This is a genomic window from Streptomyces sp. NPDC111520 (genome assembly GCF_055635295.1).
This window is the reverse complement of record NZ_JBVKBW010000007.1, coordinates 323,669-343,967: the sequence shown is the minus strand read 5'-3', so window position 1 is coordinate 343,967 and position 20,299 is coordinate 323,669. Positions and strand designations below refer to the sequence as shown.

16 protein-coding genes are annotated in these 20,299 nt (G+C 72.7%); 10 read left to right on the top strand and 6 right to left on the bottom strand.

Translation table 11 applies throughout. From position 1 onward, the window contains the following. Positions 1–13 precede the first annotated feature (13 nt). Entirely contained in the window at positions 14–1,033 is a 1,020-nt protein-coding gene (locus tag ACZ7MY_RS19170; RefSeq protein ID WP_499603134.1) for an alpha/beta fold hydrolase, read from the bottom strand. Between the two features lie 238 nt (positions 1,034–1,271). Here ACZ7MY_RS19170 and ACZ7MY_RS19165 point away from each other — a divergent pair, with 238 nt between their 5' ends. The 7 genes from ACZ7MY_RS19165 to ACZ7MY_RS19135 all read left to right on the top strand — a co-directional run bounded on the left by ACZ7MY_RS19165 (position 1,272) and on the right by ACZ7MY_RS19135 (position 8,873). Beyond that, positions 1,272–3,542, top strand: coding sequence for a sensor histidine kinase (locus ACZ7MY_RS19165; RefSeq protein WP_499603133.1), 2,271 nt, complete (start codon positions 1,272–1,274; stop codon positions 3,540–3,542). Then, the gene (locus ACZ7MY_RS19160; protein ID WP_018562311.1) at positions 3,539–3,949 is read left to right on the top strand and encodes a roadblock/LC7 domain-containing protein; all 411 of its coding nucleotides are present in this window, start codon (positions 3,539–3,541) and stop codon (positions 3,947–3,949) included. Before ACZ7MY_RS19165 ends, ACZ7MY_RS19160 begins: the two co-directional genes overlap by 4 nt. A gap of 6 nt (positions 3,950–3,955) precedes the next feature. After that, complete coding sequence (locus ACZ7MY_RS19155; RefSeq protein ID WP_499603132.1) at positions 3,956–4,348, top strand: DUF742 domain-containing protein; 393 nt, start codon at positions 3,956–3,958, stop codon at positions 4,346–4,348. A gap of 52 nt (positions 4,349–4,400) precedes the next feature. Next, positions 4,401–4,880, top strand: a complete 480-nt coding sequence (locus ACZ7MY_RS19150) for a macro domain-containing protein (protein WP_499603131.1) — start codon at positions 4,401–4,403, stop codon at positions 4,878–4,880. 95 nt (positions 4,881–4,975) lie between these two features. Then, positions 4,976–5,869 carry a DUF6397 family protein gene (locus tag ACZ7MY_RS19145; RefSeq protein ID WP_499603130.1) on the top strand — a complete coding sequence of 298 codons (894 nt, stop codon included), beginning with the start codon at positions 4,976–4,978 and terminating at the stop codon, positions 5,867–5,869. A gap of 116 nt (positions 5,870–5,985) precedes the next feature. Then, complete coding sequence (locus ACZ7MY_RS19140; protein ID WP_499603129.1) at positions 5,986–7,047, top strand: ATP-binding protein; 1,062 nt, start codon at positions 5,986–5,988, stop codon at positions 7,045–7,047. Between the two features lie 35 nt (positions 7,048–7,082). Then, a complete protein-coding gene (locus tag ACZ7MY_RS19135) occupies positions 7,083–8,873 on the top strand; it encodes a vWA domain-containing protein (RefSeq protein ID WP_499603128.1) in 1,791 nt (596 codons plus the stop codon). A 54-nt stretch (positions 8,874–8,927) separates the two neighbouring features. On the opposite strand, the gene ACZ7MY_RS19130 is transcribed toward ACZ7MY_RS19135, so the two are convergent. Both ACZ7MY_RS19130 and ACZ7MY_RS19125 read right to left on the bottom strand, forming a co-directional pair. Further along, positions 8,928–9,794: an acyl-CoA thioesterase gene (locus ACZ7MY_RS19130; protein WP_499603127.1), complete on the bottom strand. Its 867-nt coding sequence runs from the start codon at positions 9,792–9,794 to the stop codon at positions 8,928–8,930. A 67-nt stretch (positions 9,795–9,861) separates the two neighbouring features. Then, positions 9,862–12,375: a DEAD/DEAH box helicase gene (locus tag ACZ7MY_RS19125; RefSeq protein WP_499603126.1), complete on the bottom strand. Its 2,514-nt coding sequence runs from the start codon at positions 12,373–12,375 to the stop codon at positions 9,862–9,864. Positions 12,376–12,509: 134 nt separating this feature from the next. Between ACZ7MY_RS19125 and ACZ7MY_RS19120 the strand changes: the two genes are divergently transcribed. Continuing rightward, positions 12,510–13,301: a metal-dependent hydrolase gene (locus tag ACZ7MY_RS19120; RefSeq protein ID WP_499603125.1), complete on the top strand. Its 792-nt coding sequence runs from the start codon at positions 12,510–12,512 to the stop codon at positions 13,299–13,301. Positions 13,302–13,364: 63 nt separating this feature from the next. Here ACZ7MY_RS19120 and ACZ7MY_RS19115 read toward each other — a convergent pair whose 3' ends face one another. Then, a complete protein-coding gene (locus tag ACZ7MY_RS19115) occupies positions 13,365–15,146 on the bottom strand; it encodes an ABC transporter ATP-binding protein (protein ID WP_499603124.1) in 1,782 nt (593 codons plus the stop codon). Next, positions 15,143–16,945 (bottom strand): ABC transporter transmembrane domain-containing protein, encoded by a 1,803-nt coding sequence (locus ACZ7MY_RS19110; protein WP_499603123.1) that lies wholly within the window; start codon positions 16,943–16,945, stop codon positions 15,143–15,145. The genes ACZ7MY_RS19115 and ACZ7MY_RS19110 overlap by 4 nt, the downstream gene beginning before the upstream one ends. Positions 16,946–17,120: 175 nt before the next feature. Between ACZ7MY_RS19110 and ACZ7MY_RS19105 the strand changes: the two genes are divergently transcribed. Together ACZ7MY_RS19105 and ACZ7MY_RS19100 are read left to right on the top strand one after the other, a co-directional pair. Then, positions 17,121–17,840 (top strand): hypothetical protein, encoded by a 720-nt coding sequence (locus ACZ7MY_RS19105; protein ID WP_499603122.1) that lies wholly within the window; start codon positions 17,121–17,123, stop codon positions 17,838–17,840. Between the two features lie 232 nt (positions 17,841–18,072). After that, a complete protein-coding gene (locus ACZ7MY_RS19100; RefSeq protein WP_499603121.1) occupies positions 18,073–19,779 on the top strand; it encodes a carbohydrate-binding module family 20 domain-containing protein in 1,707 nt (568 codons plus the stop codon). Positions 19,780–19,824: 45 nt separating this feature from the next. Here ACZ7MY_RS19100 and ACZ7MY_RS19095 read toward each other — a convergent pair whose 3' ends face one another. Beyond that, positions 19,825–20,292 carry a MarR family winged helix-turn-helix transcriptional regulator gene (locus ACZ7MY_RS19095; RefSeq protein ID WP_499603120.1) on the bottom strand — a complete coding sequence of 156 codons (468 nt, stop codon included), beginning with the start codon at positions 20,290–20,292 and terminating at the stop codon, positions 19,825–19,827. Positions 20,293–20,299: the final 7 nt, after the last annotated feature.

Genomic DNA, 20,299 nt, shown 5'->3' with positions numbered 1-20,299 from the left:
GCGGCCGGCGGCCTCAGGACCCGCTGGAGGGGTGCGGCGGCTCGACCTCCTGGTAGAGCGGCACGTCCACCCGCCCGTGCCGCAGCAGCCGGCGCCAGAGCACCGGGTCGTACTCCTGCGGCGTGGTGGTCGCGAGGAAGTCCTCCAGTACGTCCACGAAGCGCGCGGGCGCGTCATGGTGCGGGAAGTGCCCCGCGTCCTCGAACAGTTCCAGCCGGCTGCCCGGCATCGCCGTGTGCGCCCGCAGCGCGTGGCGCACCGGGATCACCCCGTCGTGCTCGCCCCACATGATGAGTGTCGGCAGTCCCGCCGTCAGGTAGCTGCGGTCCATCATCGTGATGACCTGGCCCCGCACGTCGACGCCCGCGCGGAGGGTGCGCAGGAAGGCCTGACGCGCCATGGAGCTGTCCAGCATGAGGTAGCGCTCCAGGATGTAGTCGAAGTCGTGCCGGCCCAGCCCGAGCCCGCCGGTGCTCCGCAGCAGTGGTGCGAGCAGCCGCAGCGCCTTGCGCACGGGCGGCGAGGTGGCCAGCGGCAGCGTCACCTCGGAACCCGGGCCCGCCGCGAGCCGCAGCAGCGGGTGCACCTCGATCCCCAGACCGCCACCGCCCACGATCACCAGGCGTTCGCACCGCTCCGGGAACTGGTAGGCGAACTGCATGGCGACGCCCGCCCCGAGCGAGTGCCCGACGACCGACACCCGGTCGACGTCCAGCACGCCCAGCAGGTCCCGCATGCCGCACGCGTAGGCCGCCACCGCGTAGTCGGCGCGAGGCTGCTCGCTGTCGCCGTGACCCAGCAGGTCGGGCGCGATGACCGTGTGCCGGTGCCCCAGACGGGGCAGGATGTGCTCCCACGTCGCCGACGAGTCGCCGAGGCCGTGGATCAGCAGCAGCGGCGGCCCGCTGCCGCCCAGCCGGAACGCCCGCCGGTAGCCGTGGATGTCCCGGTGGACCAGAGGGACGCCCTGTGAACCGTCCTCAGCGTCCCGGGCCGGACCGTGGACCTGGCGCAGGACCTGTCCCCGTTCCATGCGTCCAGCGTGCGGCAGCGTGGTTTCCCCCGCAATGCCGCGCCGTTAGGGCGACGTGAACGCGCTTGCCGCGGCCCTGCGGAACGCGGCAGGGTACGCCGGTCCCTCGCGTGCCGCACCTGAGAGCGCCGTGGGGAAAGGGATTGTGAGATGTCACAGTCGGCGTCGCCAAGGGGGCATTCTTGGGTCAGACTGTGCCCCTCCCCATCGAACCCATGGTCGACCGAGGACCTCACGCATGCGCCTGCGCCCCCGCACCATCCGCACGCAACTCGTGGTACTTCTCCTGGTGCCGCTGATCTCGCTGGCGGGTCTGTGGACATACAGCACCCTCACCTCGGTGCGCGGGGCCTTCGCCCTCATGGGGATCGCGGACACCTACCGCTACTACGGAACCCCCGCGGACGACCTCGGACGGGCCCTGCAGGTCGAGCGGCGGCTCGCCGTCGCCTATGTGGCGTCCGACGGTGAGACCGGCGGTACCGAACTCGAAGGCGCCGAGCGCACCACCGACCGGCTGCTCGCCGTCGTCCGGGAGCACGCGCGCCGGCAGGCGCAGGGCACCGAACTGGACCTCGCCCAGCGGCAGCGGCTCAGCGAGCTGATCACCGCCGCCAAGGACCTGGAGCCGCTGCGCGAGGACGTCAGGCAGCGCGACGTCGGCTGGTCGATGACGCTCCACCGCTACTCGGCTGTGATCGACCCCATCTTCCGGCTGCGCGGATCGCTCGCCGCGCTCCAGAGCGGCGAGGTGGCCCGGCAGGGCGGTTTCGTCATCGACCTCGTACGCGCCAGGGAACTGCTGTCCCGTGAGGACGCCATGCTCACTGCGGCGCAGGTCGGCCCGCCGATGACGGCCAGTCAGTACCGCGAGTTCATCGGCACCATCGACGGACGCAAGCTGCTGCACTCCATCGTCGACCCGGAGCTGACGAAGGCCGCCAAGGAGAGGCTCGACGAGTTCGAGGGCGGCAGCGTCGCCTGGACGCTGGACTCCATGGAGACCGCGGCCCGTTCGGCGGGTGCCAAGGACGTCGGCCTCGTCGTCTCCCGGGACCGCTGGCGGCAGAACGCCGACCGGGCGCTGACCGAACTGAGCGACATCAACATCGCCGCCGCCGCCAGGGTGGGCGAGCAGGCGCGTGACGACGGTATGGACGTGCTCGTGCGGACCGGCGCGGTCAGCTTCGCCGGACTGTTCCTGGTCGTGCTGTCGGTCGTCATCTCCCTGCTCATCGGGCGCGGCATCGCCCGCCGGCTCACGCTGCTGCGCAACCAGGCCCTGGAACTGTCCGGGAAGCGCCTGCCGGAGGTGCTGCGCAGGCTGCGCGCCGGCGAGGAACTCGACGACGACGCCGTCGCCCGGGCCGCCCCCGACCTGCGCTTCGGCGCCGACGAGATCGGACAGGTCGGCCGGGCCTTCAACAACGCCCAGCGGGCCGCCGTCCAGGCGGCCGTCGACCAGGAGAAGCTGCGCCGCGGCGTCTCGGCCGTCTTCACCAACCTCGCCCGCCGCAGCCAGGTGCTGCTGCACCGTCAGCTGACGCTGCTGGACGCCATGGAGCGCCGCTCCGGCGACCCGGAGGACCTGGACGACCTCTTCCGCGTCGACCACATCGCCGTCCGCATGCGCCGCCACGCCGAGGGCCTGCTGATCCTCTCGGGCAACGCACCCGGTCGCGCCTGGCGGCGCCCGGTGCGGCTCGCGGAGGTCGCGAGGGCCGCGGTCGGCGAGGTCGAGCACTACCAGCGGGTCACCGTCCGGCGCATGCCCCGAGTGGCGCTGACCGGCCCGGCCGTCGCCGACGTGCTGCACCTGCTGGCGGAACTCATCGACAACGCCACCGCCTTCTCGCCGCCCGACACCAAGGTCGAGGTACGCGGCGAGGTCGTCGCCGGCGGTTACGTCCTCGAGGTCGAGGACCGCGGTCTGGGCATGAGCGCCGAGCGGCTCGCCGAGGCCAACAACGAACTCGGTGAGGCCGGCGGCGGGACGGAGCTCCCCGAGACCGACCGTCTCGGACTGTTCACCGTCGGGCGGCTCGCCGCCCGGCAGGGGGTGCGCGTCACCCTGCGCCGCGGACGGTTCGACGGCACCGTGGCGGTGGTGTTCGTCCCGCAGTCGGTGCTCGTGGACGCCTCGGGTGACGACGTCGAGACCGGCGAGCACGTGCTCCGGCCGCGAGCCGTGCCCGAACCGCCCGGGCCGGACCGCGCGGACGCGGGTCCGCGCACGCCGAGGACCCGGCGCGGACCGACCCGGCCGCGTGAGGAAGGTCGCACGGGTACGGGGTTGCCGAAGCGCCAGCGGCAGGCGAGTCTCGTGGCCCAGTTGCGGGACGACGGGGCGCACCAGAGCCCGGCGGAGCCGCCGGGCGGGGGAGACGAAAGGGAACGATCTCCGGAAGAGGCTCGTTCCACCATCACGGCGTTCGCCCGCGGCCTGGCCCGCGGCAGGGACGCCGCAGCACCGCAAGGGACAGCGGAGACCGGGGAGAACGGGGGATGACGGTGAGCAGTGGACTCACGTGGCTGATGGACGATCTGACAGAGCGGGTGCCGCACGTCAGGCACGCGCTGGTGCTCTCCGGCGACGGTCTGGTGACCGGGGCGAGCACCAGTCTGGACCGTGCCACGGCCGAGCACCTGGCCGCCGTCTCGTCCGGCTTCCACAGCCTCGCCAAGGGCGCGGGCCGGCACTTCGACGCGGGCGGCGTACGCCAGACGATGGTGGAGTTCGACGACGGCTTCCTGTTCGTCACGGCCGCGGGCGAGGGCAGTTGCCTCTCGGTGCTCAGCGGGGTGCAGGCGGACGTCGGGCAGATCGCCTACGAGATGACCCTTATGGTCCACCGGGTCGGTGAACACCTCGGTGTCACGCCGCGCCGGCACGACGCGGCGGCACCGGGGGAGTGATGAAGCATGAACCCGAGCCCGCCGGGAGACGAGGGCGCGCTCTGGTATGACGACGAGGCCGGTCCGATGGTGCGCGCCTACACCATCACCGGCGGTCGCACCCGGCCGGACTCCGACGGTGACGTCGACCTGATCGCCGTCATGGTCCCGGCCGTCGGCACGGCCCCGGACGACGACCTCGACGAGGAGCATCTGGCCCTCCTGGACCTGTGCCGGGACGGCCCGCTCACCGTGGCCGAACTGGCCTCGGAGGCCGACCTCGCGCTCGGAGTCGTCCGGGTGCTGCTCGGGGACCTCCTCCGGGACGGTCACCTGCGGGCCATCCGGCCCGTTCCGCCGGCCGAACTGCCCGACGTGGGGCTCCTCAAGGACGTCATCGACGGCCTGCGCGCCCTGTGAACCGGGCCGCCGGTCAGGCGGCGTTGTCGGACCCCGGACGTACGGTGACCGCATGGAGGGGATCACGTACGTCCGGGGGGACGCCACCGTGCCGCAGGGCAAGGGCGTCAAGTTGATCGTCCACGTCTGCAACGACGTGGGCGGCTGGGGCAAGGGGTTCGTCCTCGCGCTCTCCCGCCGCTGGCCGGAGCCCGAGGCCGCGTACCGGCGATGGCACCGCGAGCGTGCCGGCAACGACTTCGCCCTGGGCGCCGTCCAGTTCGTCCGGGTCGGCGAGTGGATCTGGGTGGCCAACCTCGTCGGGCAGCGCGGCATCCGCAGGGGGAGCAACGGCGTTCCCGTGCGGTACGAGGCGATCGACGCCGGGCTGGCCCTGGTGGCCCGGAAGGCGGCGGAGCTCGGCGCGTCCGTGCACATGCCCCGCATCGGGTGCGGGCTCGCGGGCGGCCGGTGGGAGCGGGTCGCGCCGTCGGTCGAGGAGCGGCTCGTGAGCAGCGGGATCCCCGTGACCGTGTACGACCACGGGGCGTGACGGGAGTTATCCACAGGCCCCGGCGGATGTCGCCGTGAGGACCTATCGTCGTGACTGTCAGTGATGAGTCGCTACGGAAGGTCAGGGGGAGTGGCATGGCTGTCAAGGAGACCGCCGCCCGCGAGGCGCTCGGCATGCAGCGCGCCCGGGAGGAACTGTGCCTGGAGGCAGAGGAGTTCGAGGTCGCGCTGCAAACCGGCGAGCTGCGTACGGCGCCGGCCGTCGGCGGACGCCGCCGCGTCGTCCGTGAGGACGTGGACCGGTTGCGGGATGAGGAGGGCTTTCCCGACCGCCTGCGCGCGCGGCTGGAACTGGTGGGCGGCATCGAGGGCGCGGCGCTGATCGGGATCAGCCGGGAGCGCTTCGCCCGGCTCGCCAGGGGCGGCTTCCTCCGTCCCGTCCGTTGGTACGTCAACCGCTACCGCGCCGTGGTGTGGCTCTACCTCGCCGAGGACGTGCGGAGGTTCGCCCGGGCCCATCCGGAGCTGCTGGAGGGCCGGTTGCCCGCCGAGCTGCGCGACGCCCTCGACGAGGGCGAGGACCACCGCGCCCGCGGCTGGCGGGCCCGACGCGTCGAGGAGCTCGTACGGGACGCCGAGGACGCCTGGGCCGAGGCGTCCGCATGGTCCGCCCTGCTGGGCCCGCAGGCGGCCGCCGACGCCGTGCCCGACGCCCACGAACGGGCCTACCTGCGCCGGGTGTGCCCGGCGCTCCCCGCCGGCAGCCCGGGCTCGTACGCGACCCGCGAGCTGATCGAGGCCCAGACGGTCGCATCCCACCCCGACGAGGTCACCTTCGCCCAGGTCTCGCTCGCGGACGCCCTGCTCAGGGCCCGCGCCGCCCGCCCCGCCCCGCACCCCGGTCGCGGCGAACCCCCCGCCCCCGCCCGCCCGGCCACCCCACCGCCCCCGGCCGAGTCCGCGCCCCCGCCCACCACCCCACCCACCACCCCACCCAGCCGCTGGCGCCGCCTCCTCGGACTGGGGTGACCGGGCCGTGTGTGCCGAAAAGCAGGTGCGGGCGGGCGGCGGCAGGGGTGAGACTTCTCGGGCCGGCCGGCGCCCGTCGAGTGCCCGCCACCCCTCGATCCCCAAGGAGCCCGCGCTTGCAGGGTGTTGTCACCGTCTCGCCTTCCCAGGTGCCCGAGCTGCTGCTCAACCTGGCCACCGTGCGCCCGGTCTTCCTGTGGGGTGCACCCGGCATCGGGAAGTCCTCCCTGGTCAGGGAGTTCGCCAACTCGCTGGGACTGGAGTGCGTGAGCCTCATCGGAACGCAGCTGGCCCCGGAGGACCTCATCGGCGTTCCGCAGATCGTCGACGGCCGCTCGCGGTTCTGCCCGCCGGAGACCATCGCCCGCGACGAGCCGTACTGCCTCTTCCTCGACGAGCTGAACGCGGCCACCCCGGATGTGCAGAAGGCCTTCTACTCGTTGATCCTCGACCGGCGCATCGGTTCGTACGAGCTGCCGCCCGGCAGCATCGTCATCGGTGCGGGCAACCGTGCCACCGACAACGCCCTGGCGCGTCCCATGGCCTCCGCACTGGTCAACCGGCTGGCGCACATCCATCTGCAGGCGTCCGCCGCGGACTGGCTGGTGTGGTCGGCCGGCGCCGGCATCCATCCCTGGATCACCGACCATCTCACCGACCGGCCCGACCACTTGTGGTCCGCACCGCCCAAGACCGAGGAGCCGTTCTCCACCCCACGCGCCTGGCACATGCTCTCCGACGCGCTCCACTCCTTCGGACCCGCCCTGGACGAGGAGACGCTGAAGGTGCTGGCCTACGGCACGCTCACCCCCGCGCACGCCACCGCCTTCTGCGGCTACGTCAAGATCGTCCGGCACTCGTACGGTCTGGAGGCCATCCTCAAGGGCGACGCCTCCTGGCCGCGCCGCGTCGAGGACCGCGACCTGCTCTACTACCTCGCCGACTCCTTCCGAGGCCGACTGGTCAAGGAGTTGCCGGCGCAGCGGGAACACGCGTCCCCGGCCGTGCGGCAGATGGCCTACCGGGCCAAGGCCCTGCTGGTCCAGTTGGCCGAGATCTCGGTCGAGGTCGCCCAGACCGTGATCGCCGACGGCGACGACGACAACCCGGTGCTGCCCTCCTGGTTCCTCCTCGAGGCCGCCCGGGACATGCCGCGGCTGGTCGAGGCACGCCGGTGAGTGGTGCGCGCGGTGACAGGTCCCGGGCCCGGTCGGTGCCCCGCAAGGATCCCGCCGACGAGGCGTTCGCCGCCGGGGTGGAGCTGCTGCGCCGCAACACCGCCCTCGCCGCGCTCTCCGCCGTCAACGGCCGCCTGTGTCGCAGCGAGGAGTGCGAGGAGCACCCCCGCGGCGGCTGGGCGGCGGTCACCTCCAACGGCGTCGTGCACGTCGACCCCCTGCGTCACGCGGCGCCGGAGGAATGGGCGTGGGTGCTGGCGCACTGCCTCCTGCACCTCGGCTTCGGGCACGTCCCCGCCGCCAGGGGTCCGCGCGAGCAACCCGACCGCTTCGACCTGGCCGCCCGCTGCGCGGTGGTCAATCGCTTCCTGGGCACCTTTCCCGTGGGCCGGGCACCCGTCACCCTGCCGCCGGACTTCCCGGACGGAGACGAGGAGCAACTCGCGGCGCGCTGGCGCCGTGAGGGCATCCCGGCTGCGTTCGCGACGTGCGGCACCGGAGGCCCGGAGCGCGATCAGGTGCTCCACCCCTGGAAACAGTCCTGGATCCCGGAGGACTGGACCGTCGCCTTCGCGAGCGCCCTCACTCGCACGATGTCGGCGGCCATGGACGTCGCCGCCGGCCGTCGCGAGGAGCTCACCGGGGCGAGGCGTCCGCTGCGCCCCTGGGAGCGTGCCCTGAGCTGGTTCGTCTCCTCCTACCCGCTGCTCGGCGGCATCGCCGCCGGGATGACCCTGGTCGCCGACGCCGAACTCGCCCGCGCGCAGCGGATCTCGGTGGCGGCGGTCAACGCCGAGGCGGGGGAGATCTACCTCAACCCGCTGTGCCGGTTCGAAGACGAGGAATGGCGGTTCATCCTCGCCCACGAGATGCTGCACGCCGCACTGCGCCACGGCGAGCGCCAGGGTGGCCGGGACCCGTACCTGTTCAACGTCGCAGCGGATTACGTGATCAACGGCTGGCTGCTGGAAATGGGCGTCGGGCACATGCCCGAGGGCCTGCTGCACGACCCGGCCCTCGCCGGACTGTCCAGCGAGGAGGTCTACGACCGCATCGCCCGGGACCAGCGGCGGTTGCGCCGTCTCGCCACGCTGCGCGGCAAGGGCCTCGGGGACGTCCTCGGCGAGCCGCTGCCACGCCCTGGGGAGACCGCGCCCTCATGGGTGGACCTGGACGAGTTCTACCGGCGCGGGCTGCTTCAGGGGCTCGAACTGCACCGCCGTGAACGCGGCCTGCTCCCCGCCGGACTGGTCGAGGAGATCCGCGCGCTGTCCCAGCCGCCCCTGCCGTGGGACGCCAGGCTCGCCCGCTGGTTCGACGAGTACGTGCCCAGCCCCGAGGCGGTGCGCAGCTTCGCCCGTCCCGCCCGGCGGCAGGCCTCCACCCCGGACATCCCCCGGGCCGGCCGTAGCCACCCGCCTCAGGAAGTGGCCCGCTGCACCTTCGGCGTGGTGCTGGACACCTCTGCGTCCATGAGCCGCACCCTGCTCGGCAAGGCGCTCGGCGCCATCGCGTCCTACGCCACCGCCCGCGACGTGACCGCCGCGCGGGTGGTGTTCTGTGATGCCGCGCCCTTCGACGCGGGCTATGTGCCGGTCACCGAGATCGCGCACAAGGTCCGCGTCAGGGGCCGCGGCGGCACCGTGCTGCAGCCCGGTGTCGACCTGCTCCAGCGCGCCCCGGACTTCCCTCCGACGGCCCCGGTCCTGCTGATCACCGACGGCGAGTGCGACGTCCTGCGGATACGCCGCGAACACGCCTTCCTGATACCCCACGACGCCGGCCTGCCGTTCACGCCGCGAGGCCCGGTCTTCAAGATGCGCTGACGGCCGGCCCGCGGAACGACGCCCGTTGCAGCCCAGCGTCCCGGCGCGGAGGGGTCAGTCGCCGTGCTTGCGGAACAGTCCCTCCTGGACCACGGAGACCAGCAGGCGGCCCTCGCGGTCGTAGATGCGGCCGCGGGCCAGGCCGCGTGCCCCGGTCGCGACGGGGGACTCCTGGTCGTACAGGAACCACTCGTCGGTGCGGAACGGCCGGTGGAACCACATCGCGTGGTCCAGCGAGGCCATGTCGAAGCCGCGCGGCCCCCACAGCGGCTCGACCGGCACGCGCACCGCGTCCAGCAGCATCATGTCGCTGGCGTACGTCAGGGCGCAGGTGTGGACCAGGGGGTCGTCGCCGAGCGGGCCCACCGCGCGCATCCAGACCGCGCTGCGCGGCTCGGCGCCCTCGACCTCCGCGGCGGTCCAGCGCAGCCGGTCCACGTAGCGGATGTCGAACGGCTGCCGGCGCGCCATCCGCTCCAGCTGCTCGGGGAGTTCGCCGAGGTGCTCCCGCAGCTCGTCGCTCAGCTTCGGCAGGCTCTCCGGGTCCGGGACCTCGCGCATCGGCAGCTGGTGCTCGAACCCGGGCTCCGGCACGTGGAAGGAGGCGGTGAGGTTGAAGATCGTCCGGCCCTGCTGCACCGCGACCACGCGCCGCGTGGTGAAGGAGCGGCCGTCGCGGATCCGCTCCACCTGGTACACGATCGGCACCCCGGGACGCCCCGGGCGCAGGAAGTACGCGTGCAGGGAGTGCACCGGACGGGTGCCGTCCGTCGTGCGTCCGGCCGCGACCAGCGCCTGGCCCGCCACCTGGCCGCCGAACACCCGCTGGAGGCGTTCCTGCGGGCTCTGCCCGCGGAAGATGTCCTCCTCGATCCGCTCCAGGTCGAGGAGGTCCACCAGCCGCTCGGCGGGGTTGGTCATCGGGTGCGCTCCTTCGTGCGGGTGGCCGGTCGTGAGTCCCCGGAGGCCCCTGAGGTCCTCCCCGAGGTCACAGTGCCCCCACCCCCGTCACCTTGACCACCGCGCGGCCCTCCTCGTCGGAGGCGGTGAGGTCGACCTCGGCGGAGATGCCCCAGTCGTGGTCGCCCTCCGGGTCCGCGAAGGTCTGGCGGACCTTCCACAGCCCGTCGCCGGGACGCTCCTCGATCTGCAGCAGCTTCGGACCGCGCGCGTCGGGCCCGGTGCCCAGGTCCTCGTACTCGTCCCAGTAGGCGTCCATGGCCTCGGCCCACGCGTCCGCGTCCCAGCCGGACGAGGCGTCCATCTCGCCGAGTTCGCCGAACCGCTCCAGCGCCGCCAGCTCCACCCGGCGGAACATGGCGTTGCGCACCAGGACCCGGAAGGCGCGGGCGTTGGCCGTGACGGGCTTGACCTGGTCGGCCCGCTCCTGGGCCTCCTCGGCCGTCATCTCGCCGGGGTTGGCGAGCTGCTCCCACTCGTCGAGCAGGCTGGAGTCGACCTGGCGGACCAGCTCGCCGAGCCAGGCGATGAGGTCCTGCAGGTCCTCGGACTTCAGGTCGTCCGGGACGGTGTGCTCCAGCGCCTTGTACGCCCCCGCCAGGTAGCGCAGCACGATGCCCTCGGTCCGGGCCAGTTCGTAGTACGAGACGAACTCGGAGAAAGTCATCGCCCGTTCGTACATGTCGCGCACGACCGACTTGGGCGACAGCGGGTGGTCGCCGACCCACGGGTGGCTCTTGCGGTAGACGCCGTAGGCGTGCGACAGCACCTCCTCCAGCGGCTTGGGGTAGGAGACGTCCTGCAGCCGCTCCATCCGCTCCTCGTACTCGACCCCGTCGGCCTTCATCGCCGCGACGGCCTCGCCGCGCGCCTTGTTCTCCTGGGCGCCGAGGATCTGCCGGGGGTCGTCGAGGGTCGACTCGATCACCGACAGCATGTCCAGCGCGTAGGAGGGGGACTCCGGTTCCAGCAGCTCGAACGCGGCCAGCGCGAAGGTGGACAGCGGCTGGTTGAGCGCGAAGTCCTGCTGCAGGTCGACCGTCAGCCGGACGATGCGTCCCTCTTCGTCGGGCTCGTCCAGCCGCTCCACGACCCCGCCCGCCAGCAGCGAGCGGTAGATCGCGATGGCCCGCCGGATGTGCCGCAGCTGGGACCTGCGGTCCTCGTGGTTGTCCTCCAGCAGCCGCCGCATCGCGTCGAAGGCGTTGCCGGGGCGGGCGATGACCGACAGCAGCATCGCGTGGGTCACCCGGAAGCGGGAGGTGAGCGGCTCGGGGTCGGAGGCGATCAGCTTCTCGAAGGTGTTCTCCGTCCACGCGACGAAGCCCTCGGGCGCCTTCTTGCGGACCACCTTGCGGCGCTTCTTCGGGTCGTCGCCGGCCTTCGCGAGGGCCTTCTCGTTCTCGATCACGTGCTCCGGCGCCTGGGCCACCACGAAGCCCGAGGTGTCGAAGCCGGCGCGCCCCGCGCGGCCCGCGATCTGGTGGAACTCACGGGACCGCAGCACACGCACGCGGCTGCCGTCGTACTTGGTGAGGGCGGTGAAGAGCACGGTGCGGATCGGCACGTTCACGCCGACGCCGAGGGTGTCCGTGCCGCAGATGACCTTCAGCAGGCCCGCCTGCGCCAGCTTCTCCACCAGGCGCCGGTACTTGGGCAGCATGCCGGCGTGGTGCACACCGATGCCGTGCCGGACGAACCGGGACAGGTTGCGGCCGAACGTCGTGGTGAAGCGGAAGTTCCCGATGAGCTCGGCGATGGCGTCCTTCTCGGCGCGCGTGCACATGTTGATGCTCATCAGCGCCTGCGCCCGCTCCACGGCGGCCGCCTGCGTGAAGTGCACGATGTAGACGGGGGCCTGGCGGGTCTCGAGCAGCTCGGTCAGCGTCTCGGTCATGGGGGTGAGCCGGTACTCGTACGACAGCGGCACCGGCCGCGTCGCCGAGCGCACCACGGAGGTGGGCCGGCCGGTGCGGCGCGCGAGGTCCTTCTCGAAGCGCGTGACGTCGCCGAGCGTCGCCGACATCAGCAGGAACTGGGCCTGCGGCAGCTCCAGCAGCGGGATCTGCCACGCCCAGCCCCGGTCGGGCTCGGCGTAGAAGTGGAACTCGTCCATGACGACCTGGCCGATGTCGGCGTCCTTGCCGTCCCGGAGCGCTATCGACGCCAGCACCTCGGCCGTGCAGCAGATGACGGGCGCGTCCGGGTTCACGGAGGCGTCCCCGGTGAGCATCCCGACGTTCTCGGTGCCGAAGAGCTTGCACAGGTCGAAGAACTTCTCCGACACCAGGGCCTTGATCGGCGCGGTGTAGAAGGTGACCTCGTCCCGGGCCAGCGCCGCGAAGTGCGCACCCGCCGCGACCAGGCTCTTCCCGGAACCCGTGGGCGTCGACAGGATGACGTTCGCACCCGACACGACCTCGATCAGCGCCTCCTCCTGGGCGGGATAGAGCGTGATGCCCCGGCCCTCCGCCCAGGACGAGAAGGCCTCGAAGAGGGCGTCGGGATCGGGCTCGGAAGGCAGCTGATCGATGAGGGTCACACCACCATCTTGCCTGTCCCGGGGACCAGGGGAGGAACCGGCGGCGCACACGAAGATCGGCCGACGGTATGGTGTGCCGTCGACTGGGCGTCAAGTCCGCTGTCAGAGCGGGCCGAAAGGGCGGGACACACACCATGATGGGACCGGCACACTCCATCTCCGGAGCGGCAGCGTGGCTGTCCGTGGGAGCAGTCTCCGCGGGGCTCGGTCATCCGATGCCGTGGCCGACCATCGTGGTGGGCGCGCTGATCTGCGCCGGCGCGGCGCTCGCCCCCGACCTGGACCACAAGGCGGCGACGATCTCGCGGGCCTTCGGCCCCATATCGCGCGGGCTGTGCGAGATCATCGACAAGCTGTCGTTCGCCACCTACAAGAGGACCCGGAAGCCCGGTGACCCCGTACGCCAGGGCGGACACCGCACCCTCACCCACACATGGCTGTGGGCGGTCCTGATGGGCGCCGCGGCCTCCGGCCTGGCCCTGGTGGGCGGCCGGTGGGCAGTGCTCGTCATCCTCTTCGTGCACGCGGTACTGGCCGTCGAGGGGCTGCTGTGGCGGCAGGCCCGCGTCTCCAGCGACATCCTGGTCTGGCTGCTCGGCGCGACCAGCGCCTGGGTGCTGGCGGACGCCCTGGACAGCACCGAGAGCGGCAAGGCCTGGCTGTTCACCGAGCCCGGCCAGCACTACCTGTGGATCGGCGTCCCCATTGTGCTGGGCTCCATCGTGCACTGCATCGGCGACGCCCTGACCGTGTCCGGCTGCCCCGTGCTGTGGCCGATCCCGATCGGGCGCCGGCGCTGGTACCCGCTCGGCCCGCCCAAGTTCATGCGCTTCCGCGCCGGCAGCAAGGTCGAGGTCAAGGTGCTGACGCCGGTGTTCTTCGTGATCGGCGGCGTGGGCGCGGCCGGGGCCCTGTTCTTCGGCTGAGAGCCCCTGCCACGCCACACCGCCACACCGCCGTGCCGTGACGCGGCGCCGTGCCGGTCCGCACTATCCGTGCCAGGACCGCCACAGCGCCGCGTAGGCACCGTCGGCCTCCACCAGCTGGTGGTGACTGCCCAGCTCGCTGATCCGGCCGTCCTCGACCACCGCGATCAGGTCGGCGTCGTGCGCGGTGTGCAGCCGGTGCGCGATGGCCACCACGGTCCTGCCGTCGAGCACCCGGGCCAGCGACCGCTCCAGGTGGCGCGCCGCACGCGGGTCCAGCAGCGAGGTCGCCTCGTCCAGCACCAGGGTGTGCGGGTCGGCGAGGACCAGCCGGGCCAGTGCCACCTGCTGCGCCTGGGCCGGGGTGAGCGCGGTGCCGCCCGAGCCGACCTCGGTGTCCAGGGCGTCGTCGAGTGCCCGCGCCCACCCGTCGGCGTCGACCGCGGCGAGCGCCGCCCACAGCTCCTCGTCGCCCGCTCCCGCCCGGGCGAGCAGCAGGTTGTCCCGGAGGGTGCCGACGAAGACGTGGTGCTCCTGGTTGACCAGGGCCACGTGCTCGCGGACCCGCTCCGCGGGCATCCGGGCCAGCTGGGCGCCGCCGAGGGTGATCTCGCCGGCCCGCGGACTGTAGATCCCGGCCAGCAGCCGCCCCAGCGTCGACTTGCCCGCCCCGGACGGCCCGACCAGGGCCAGCCGGGTGCCCGGACGGACCCGCAGGCTCACCCCGTGCAGCACGTCGCTGCCGGCGCGGTAGCCGAACCGGACCTCGTCGGCGTGGACGTCGCGGCCGACCGGCGTCACCCGCTCGTCCCCGGCTCCCGGCTCGACCTCCCGGACGCCGACCAGCCGGGCCAGCGACACCTGCGCCACCTGCAGCTCGTCGTACCAGCGCAGGATGAGGTTGACCGGGTCGACCAGCATCTGCGCGTACAGCGCGCCCGTCGTCAGCTCGCCCACCGTCATCCGGCCGTGCAGCACCAGCGTCCCGCCGATCAGCAGCACCGACGCGAGGATGAGCGCGTACGTCGCGTTGATCACCGGGAAGAGCACGCTGCGCAGCCACATCGTGTAGCGCTCCCACGCCACCCACTGCCGGATCCGCGTTCGGGACAGCTCCTCGCGGCGGTCGCCGAGCCGGTGCGCCTCGATGGTGCGCCCGGCGTCCACCGACTCCGCGAGGACGGCCGAGACGGCCGCGTAGCCGGCCGCCTCGGAGCGGTACGCCTTCGGAGCGCGCCGGAAGTACCAGCGGCAGCCGGCGAGCAGCACCGGGACGGCCACCAGCACCGCCAGTGCCAGCGGCGGCGAGGTCGCCGTCAGCGCGCCGAGCAGCAGGCCGCTCCACACCACGGCGATCGCCAGCTGGGGGACGGCCTCGCGCATGGCGTTGGACAGCCGGTCGATGTCCGTGGTGATGCGGGACAGCAGGTCGCCCGTTCCCGCCCGCTCCAGGACCCCCGGAGGCAGCCCCACGGACCGTACGAGGAAGTCCTCGCGCAGGTCCGCCAGCATCCGCTCGCCCAGGACCGCGCCGCGCAGCCGCACCTCCCGGACGAACACGGTCTGCACGGCGAGCGCCGCGGCGAACAGCGCCATGGTGCGTCCCATGTGCAGGTCGCGGTGGCCCGCCGCCAGGTCCTCGACGAGCCGGCCCAGCAGGTAGGGGCCGACCATCGAGGCGAGGACGGCGACGGCGTTGACCGAGACGAGGACGGCGAACGCGCCCCGGTGCCGCCGGGCCAGCTCGGCGACGTAGCCGCGCACCGTGGCGGGCGAGCCCACCGGCAGGGTCGTGACGTGCCGCGGCGCGGCCGGGTCGTACTGCGGCGGTTCCACGCCGATCATGCGGTTCCCTCGGCCTTCTCGAGTGGTGCGGATTCCCCGGCCTCCGGCTCGGTCTCGCGGGTGACGACGGCGCGGTAACCGAGGTCGGTGCGGAGCAGTTCGCGGTGCGTGCCGGACGCGCGCACCGCGCCGTCCTCGACGAACACCACCCGGTCCGCACGGTCGAGCAGCAGGGGGCTGGAGGTGAGGACCACCGTCGTCCGCTGGGCGCGCAGCGCCTTCAGGCCCTGGGCGATCCGGGCCTCGGTGTGGGTGTCGACGGCGCTGGTCGGCTCGTCCAGCACCAGGACGCCGGGATCGGCGACGAGCGACCGGGCCAGCGCCAGACGCTGCCGCTGGCCGCCCGACAGCGAGCGTCCGCGCTCGGTGATCCGGGACCGCATCGGGTCCCCGCCGGCGTCCACCGAGGCCTGCGCGAGCGCGTCGAGCACGTCGCCGCACTGCGCGGCCGCCAGCGCCTCGGCCGAGGTGACCCGACCGGAGGCGGGCACGTCCAGCAGATCGGTCAGCGTCCCGGACAGCAGCACCGGGTCCTTGTCGTGGACCAGCACGGCCGCGCGGGCCGCCGCTGGCGGCAGGTCCTCCAGCGCCGTACCGCCGAGCAGCACCGAGGGGGTGTTCCCGGACCCGTCCCGGGAGTGCCCGCCGAGCCGGTCGGCGAGCGCGCCCGCGGCGTCCGGGTCCCCGCACACCACGGCGGTCAGTTCCCCGGCGGGCGCGAACAGCCCCGTCAGCGGGTCGTGGAGGTCACCCGTGGGCAGCCCGTCCGGGTGCCTGACGGTCCCGCGGTCGCCGCCCGCGCCGTCCCTCCGCAGGGCCAGCACCCGGGCGGCGCGCGTGGCGGACGGCCGTGAGAAGGAGTACGCCATCGCGATCTCCTCGAAGCCCCGCAGCGGGAAGAGCAGGAAGACCACCGTCCCGTAGACGGTGACCAGTTCGCCCACCGCGATCCGTCCCTCCAGCGCGAGCCGGGCGCCGTACCAGGTCACCGCGAGGAGCAGCAGCCCGGGCAGGGCCACCTGCACGGCGCTGATCAGCGCCCACATCCGGGCGTTGCGGACGGCGGCGCCGCGGACCTCCTGGGAGGCCTGCCGGTAGCGGGACAGGAAGAGTTCCTCGCCGCCGATGCCGCGCAGTACGCGCAGCCCGGCCACGGTGTCGGAGGCGAGTTCGGTGGCCTTGCCCGCCTTGGCGCGCTGTTCGTCGGCGCGCCGTGTCGCGTGCGGGAGCAACGGCAGGACGGACAGGGCGAGTACGGGGACGCCCGCGGCGACGATCAGCCCGAGCTCCGGCCGGTAGACCAGCAGGGCGACGGTGACGCCCACGGTCGCCAGCACGGAGCAGGCGAAGCGGGCCAGCGCCTCGACGAACCAGCCGATCTTCTCGACGTCCCCGGTGCTCACCGCGACGACCTCGCCGGCCGCGACCCTCCGGGTGAGCAGCGAGCCCAGTTCCACGGTCTTGCGCGACAGCAGCAGCTGCACCCGGGCGGCCGCGGTGATCCAGTTGGTGACGGCGGTGCGGTGCAGCATGGTGTCGCCGACGGCGGCCACCACGCCCAGGGCGAGGATCAGGCCGCCCGCGAGCGCCAGGCGCCCGCCGGAGCCGTCCACGACGGCCTGAACGGCGATGCCGACGGCGGCCGGGAAGCAGGCGACGGCCGCCATGTGGAGGGTGCCCCACAGTGCGGCCTTGACCTGGCCGCCGATCTGGCGCCGTTCCAGCCAGAGCAGGAGACGGAAGCCGGAGCGGGCGTCGGGGACACCCGGGTCGGCATGGGGGAGAGCGCGTAGCGACATGACGTCCCGACATCGGTGCTGGAGTGGGAGCGGACGTGTCAGCGTCGCGTCACCGGCGTGACGAATTCAACCCGTTTTTTCCCGCGTCGGGTGGAACGGCCGGCGGCTCCCGTCCGTCCCCACCGGAGGGTGCGAAGATGGAACGCGACTGCACGGAAGAGGGGCGGTTCGAGTGATGCGTGGGGCGGGGACGGTGGTCGTCGCGGCGGCGCTGGTGCTGCTCGCCGGTTGCGCCGGGAGCACCGACGGGCACCAGGACGCCTCGGGGCGGACCGTGGAGAAGCAGCGGCCGCGCGCGACCCAGGCGGCCGCCACGCGGGCGATCCCGGGCGTCGGCGCCGCGCTGCGGGACCGTATCCCGGGCGAGGCCCGTCAGGTCGTCGCGGTGTACGGGGACGGCGCGGGCTCCGCGGACTCGACCATCGTGCTGTACACCCGGCAGGGCGATTTGTGGAAGCGCGAGCGCTCGTGGCCCGGGCACAACGGCAAGCGCGGCTGGACGACCGACCACCACGAGGGCGACAGGAAGAGCCCGGTGGGCGTCTTCACGCTGTCGGACGCCGGCGGCGTGCTGGCCGAGCCGGACTCCCGGCTGCCATACCACCGCTCATCCGCCTTCGCCGCGCCGCGGTCGTGGTCCCGGTCGCACTGGCACGACTTCGACCTCGTCATCGCCATCGACTACAACCGGGTCAAGGGCACCTCCCCGCTCGACCCGACCCGCCCCCAGGGCCAGTCCAAGGGCGGAAGCATCTGGCTGCACATGGACCACGGCAGTGGCACGTCGGCCTGCGTCAGCCAGTCCAAGGCCGACATGGAGTACCTGCTGCGTACGCTCGACCCGGCGCTCCACCCGGTCGTGGTGATGGGGGACCGCGCGCACCTGGCGGCCTGACGGCTGATCAACAGGAGGCTCCGCAAGGGCCGGAAAGCCGCCGCAAGAGCCAAGCAGCCTGTTTCCGCAAGAAGTTGAAAGTTTTTCCACGCGACGTATTGACGCTACCCGCCCGTGGCGCCAGTCTCCTACCCGGAGTTCCCACGGGCGGGAACCCCGCCCCCACACTCGATGGCCCGGCGCGTGGCTGTCTTCGGGGCACCTTTGTGCCCGAACACGAAGGAGCCGCACCATGAGATCGCGTTTTCTGCGCGCGGGTCTGGCCGCCCTGCTCGGCACCGCCGGGCTCGTCGGCGTCTCGCAGCAGCCGGCCCACGCAGCGCCGCCCGGAAGCAAGGACGTCACGGCCACCCTGTTCGAGTGGAAGTTCGCCTCGGTCGCCAAGGAGTGCACCAGCACCCTCGGGCCGGCCGGGTACGGCTACGTCGAGGTGTCGCCGCCCCAGGAGCACGTCCAGGGCGCGCAGTGGTGGACCTCCTACCAGCCCGTCAGCTACCGCATAGCGGGCCGGCTGGGCGACAGCACGGCGTTCCGGAACATGGTCGACACCTGCCACGCCGCCGGGGTGAAGGTCGTCGCGGATGCCGTCGTCAACCACATGAGCGCCGGCTCGGGCACCGGCACCGGCGGCACGTCGTACAGCAAGTACACCTACCCGGGGTACTACCAGAACCAGGACTTCCACTCCTGCCGGACGAACATCACCGACTACACCAACCGCGACAACGTCCAGAACTGCGAACTCGTCGGGCTCTCGGACCTGAACACCGGCAGCGACTACGTGCGCTCGACGATCGCGGCATACCTGAACGGCCTCATCGCGCTGGGCGTCGACGGATTCCGCATCGACGCCGCCAAGCACATCGCGGCCTCCGACCTCGCGGCCATCAAGGCCAAGCTCAGCAACCCCTCCGTCTTCTGGGCGCAGGAGGTCATCTACGGCTCCGGGGAGGCCGTGCAGCCCGGCGAGTACACCGGCACCGGTGACGTCGACGCCTTCCAGGGCGCGTACGACCTGAAGCGGATCTTCACCAGTGAGAAGCTCGCCTACCTCAGCAACTGGGGCGCCTCATGGGGCGCGGGCTACCTCCCGAGCGGCAGCTCCCGCACCTTCGTCGACAACTGGGACACCGAGCGCAACGGCTCGACCCTCAACTACAAGGCCGGCGCGACCTACACCCTGGCCAACGTCTACATGCTGGCCTGGCCCTACGGTTCGCCGAACGTCCACTCCGGCTACGAGCTCTCCGACAACGACGCCGGGCCGCCGAACGGCGGCTCCGTCAACGCCTGCTACAGCGACGGCTGGAAGTGCCAGCACGCCTGGCCGCAGATCGCCGGGATGGTCGGGTTCCGCAACACGGTGGCCGGCACCGCGGTGACCAACTGGTGGTCCAACGGCAACAACGCCATCGCCTTCGGGCGCGGCAGCAAGGGCTACGTCGCGATCAACCACGAGAGCGGCCCGCTGACGCAGACCTTCACCACCTCGCTGCCCGCCGGCACCTATTGCGACGTGCAGCACGGCGGCGCCACCTACACCGTCGGATCCGACGGCAGGTTCACCGCCACCATCGGCGCCAACGACGCGGTCGCGCTCTACGCCGGCGCCCCCTGCGGCACGGGAGGCGGCGGCACCACACCCGCGAGCGGCGCGTCCTTCTCGGTCAACGCCACCACGGTGTGGGGCCAGAACGCGTACGTGGTCGGCAACAACGCCGCGCTCGGCAACTGGAACACAGGGAGCGCGCTGCCGCTGTCCTCGGCGGCCTATCCGGTGTGGAAGCTCGACGTCTCCATGGGCGCGGGCACGTCCTTCGAGTACAAGTACGTCAAGAAGGACGGCAGCGGGAACGTCACCTGGGAATCCGGCGCCAACCGCACGGCGACCGTCCCCGCGAGCGGCAAGGTGACGCTGAGCGACACCTGGCGCTCCTGAGGCCCCGGCCGGCACGCCCCCGCGCGCCGGCCCCGGTCCCGGACCTCAGCAGCGACCCGGCGCGGTGTCCAGGGCGGCGAGCAACGCCGTCAGGGCATCGCGCTGGTCCGTGTCCAGGGGGGCGAGCAGCTCCTCGGCCGCCGCCCGGCGGGCTCGGCGCAGCCGCCGTACGGCGTCGTCGCCCTCCTCGGTGAGCTCGATGCGCACCACCCTGCGGTTGGCGGGGTCGGGCGCCCGGCGGACCAGCCCCCGCTCCTCCAGGGCGTCGGTCAGGCTCGTCACCGCGCGCGGCACGACGTCCAGCCGCTCGGCGAGGTCGGCCATCCGCGGCGCGGGCCCGCTCCCCAGGATGTGCGCGACCGTGCGCAGCATGCGCGCCTGGGCGGGCGTGACGCCCACCGGCTCCAGGTGCCGCCGTTGCGCGCGGTGCAGCCGGCGGGTCAGCCACAGCAACTGGTCGGCGAGGCGCCCGGTGGTCTCGTCGCTGTCCGCGGCAGGGGTGCGGGATTCCATGGTCAGA

What these genes read in the sequence shown, in the direction of transcription:
- ACZ7MY_RS19170 (WP_499603134.1), bottom strand. Translation starts at nt 1,033, where the DNA reads ATGGAACGGGGACAGGTCCTGCGCCAGGTCCACGGTCCGGCCCGGGAC.
- ACZ7MY_RS19165 (WP_499603133.1), top strand. Translation starts at nt 1,272, where the DNA reads ATGCGCCTGCGCCCCCGCACCATCCGCACGCAACTCGTGGTACTTCTC.
- ACZ7MY_RS19160 (WP_018562311.1), top strand. Translation starts at nt 3,539, where the DNA reads ATGACGGTGAGCAGTGGACTCACGTGGCTGATGGACGATCTGACAGAG.
- ACZ7MY_RS19155 (WP_499603132.1), top strand. Translation starts at nt 3,956, where the DNA reads ATGAACCCGAGCCCGCCGGGAGACGAGGGCGCGCTCTGGTATGACGAC.
- ACZ7MY_RS19150 (WP_499603131.1), top strand. Translation starts at nt 4,401, where the DNA reads ATGGAGGGGATCACGTACGTCCGGGGGGACGCCACCGTGCCGCAGGGC.
- ACZ7MY_RS19145 (WP_499603130.1), top strand. Translation starts at nt 4,976, where the DNA reads ATGGCTGTCAAGGAGACCGCCGCCCGCGAGGCGCTCGGCATGCAGCGC.
- ACZ7MY_RS19130 (WP_499603127.1), bottom strand. Translation starts at nt 9,794, where the DNA reads ATGACCAACCCCGCCGAGCGGCTGGTGGACCTCCTCGACCTGGAGCGG.
- ACZ7MY_RS19120 (WP_499603125.1), top strand. Translation starts at nt 12,510, where the DNA reads ATGATGGGACCGGCACACTCCATCTCCGGAGCGGCAGCGTGGCTGTCC.
- ACZ7MY_RS19115 (WP_499603124.1), bottom strand. Translation starts at nt 15,146, where the DNA reads ATGATCGGCGTGGAACCGCCGCAGTACGACCCGGCCGCGCCGCGGCAC.
- ACZ7MY_RS19110 (WP_499603123.1), bottom strand. Translation starts at nt 16,945, where the DNA reads ATGTCGCTACGCGCTCTCCCCCATGCCGACCCGGGTGTCCCCGACGCC.
- ACZ7MY_RS19105 (WP_499603122.1), top strand. Translation starts at nt 17,121, where the DNA reads ATGCGTGGGGCGGGGACGGTGGTCGTCGCGGCGGCGCTGGTGCTGCTC.
- ACZ7MY_RS19100 (WP_499603121.1), top strand. Translation starts at nt 18,073, where the DNA reads ATGAGATCGCGTTTTCTGCGCGCGGGTCTGGCCGCCCTGCTCGGCACC.
- ACZ7MY_RS19095 (WP_499603120.1), bottom strand. Translation starts at nt 20,292, where the DNA reads ATGGAATCCCGCACCCCTGCCGCGGACAGCGACGAGACCACCGGGCGC.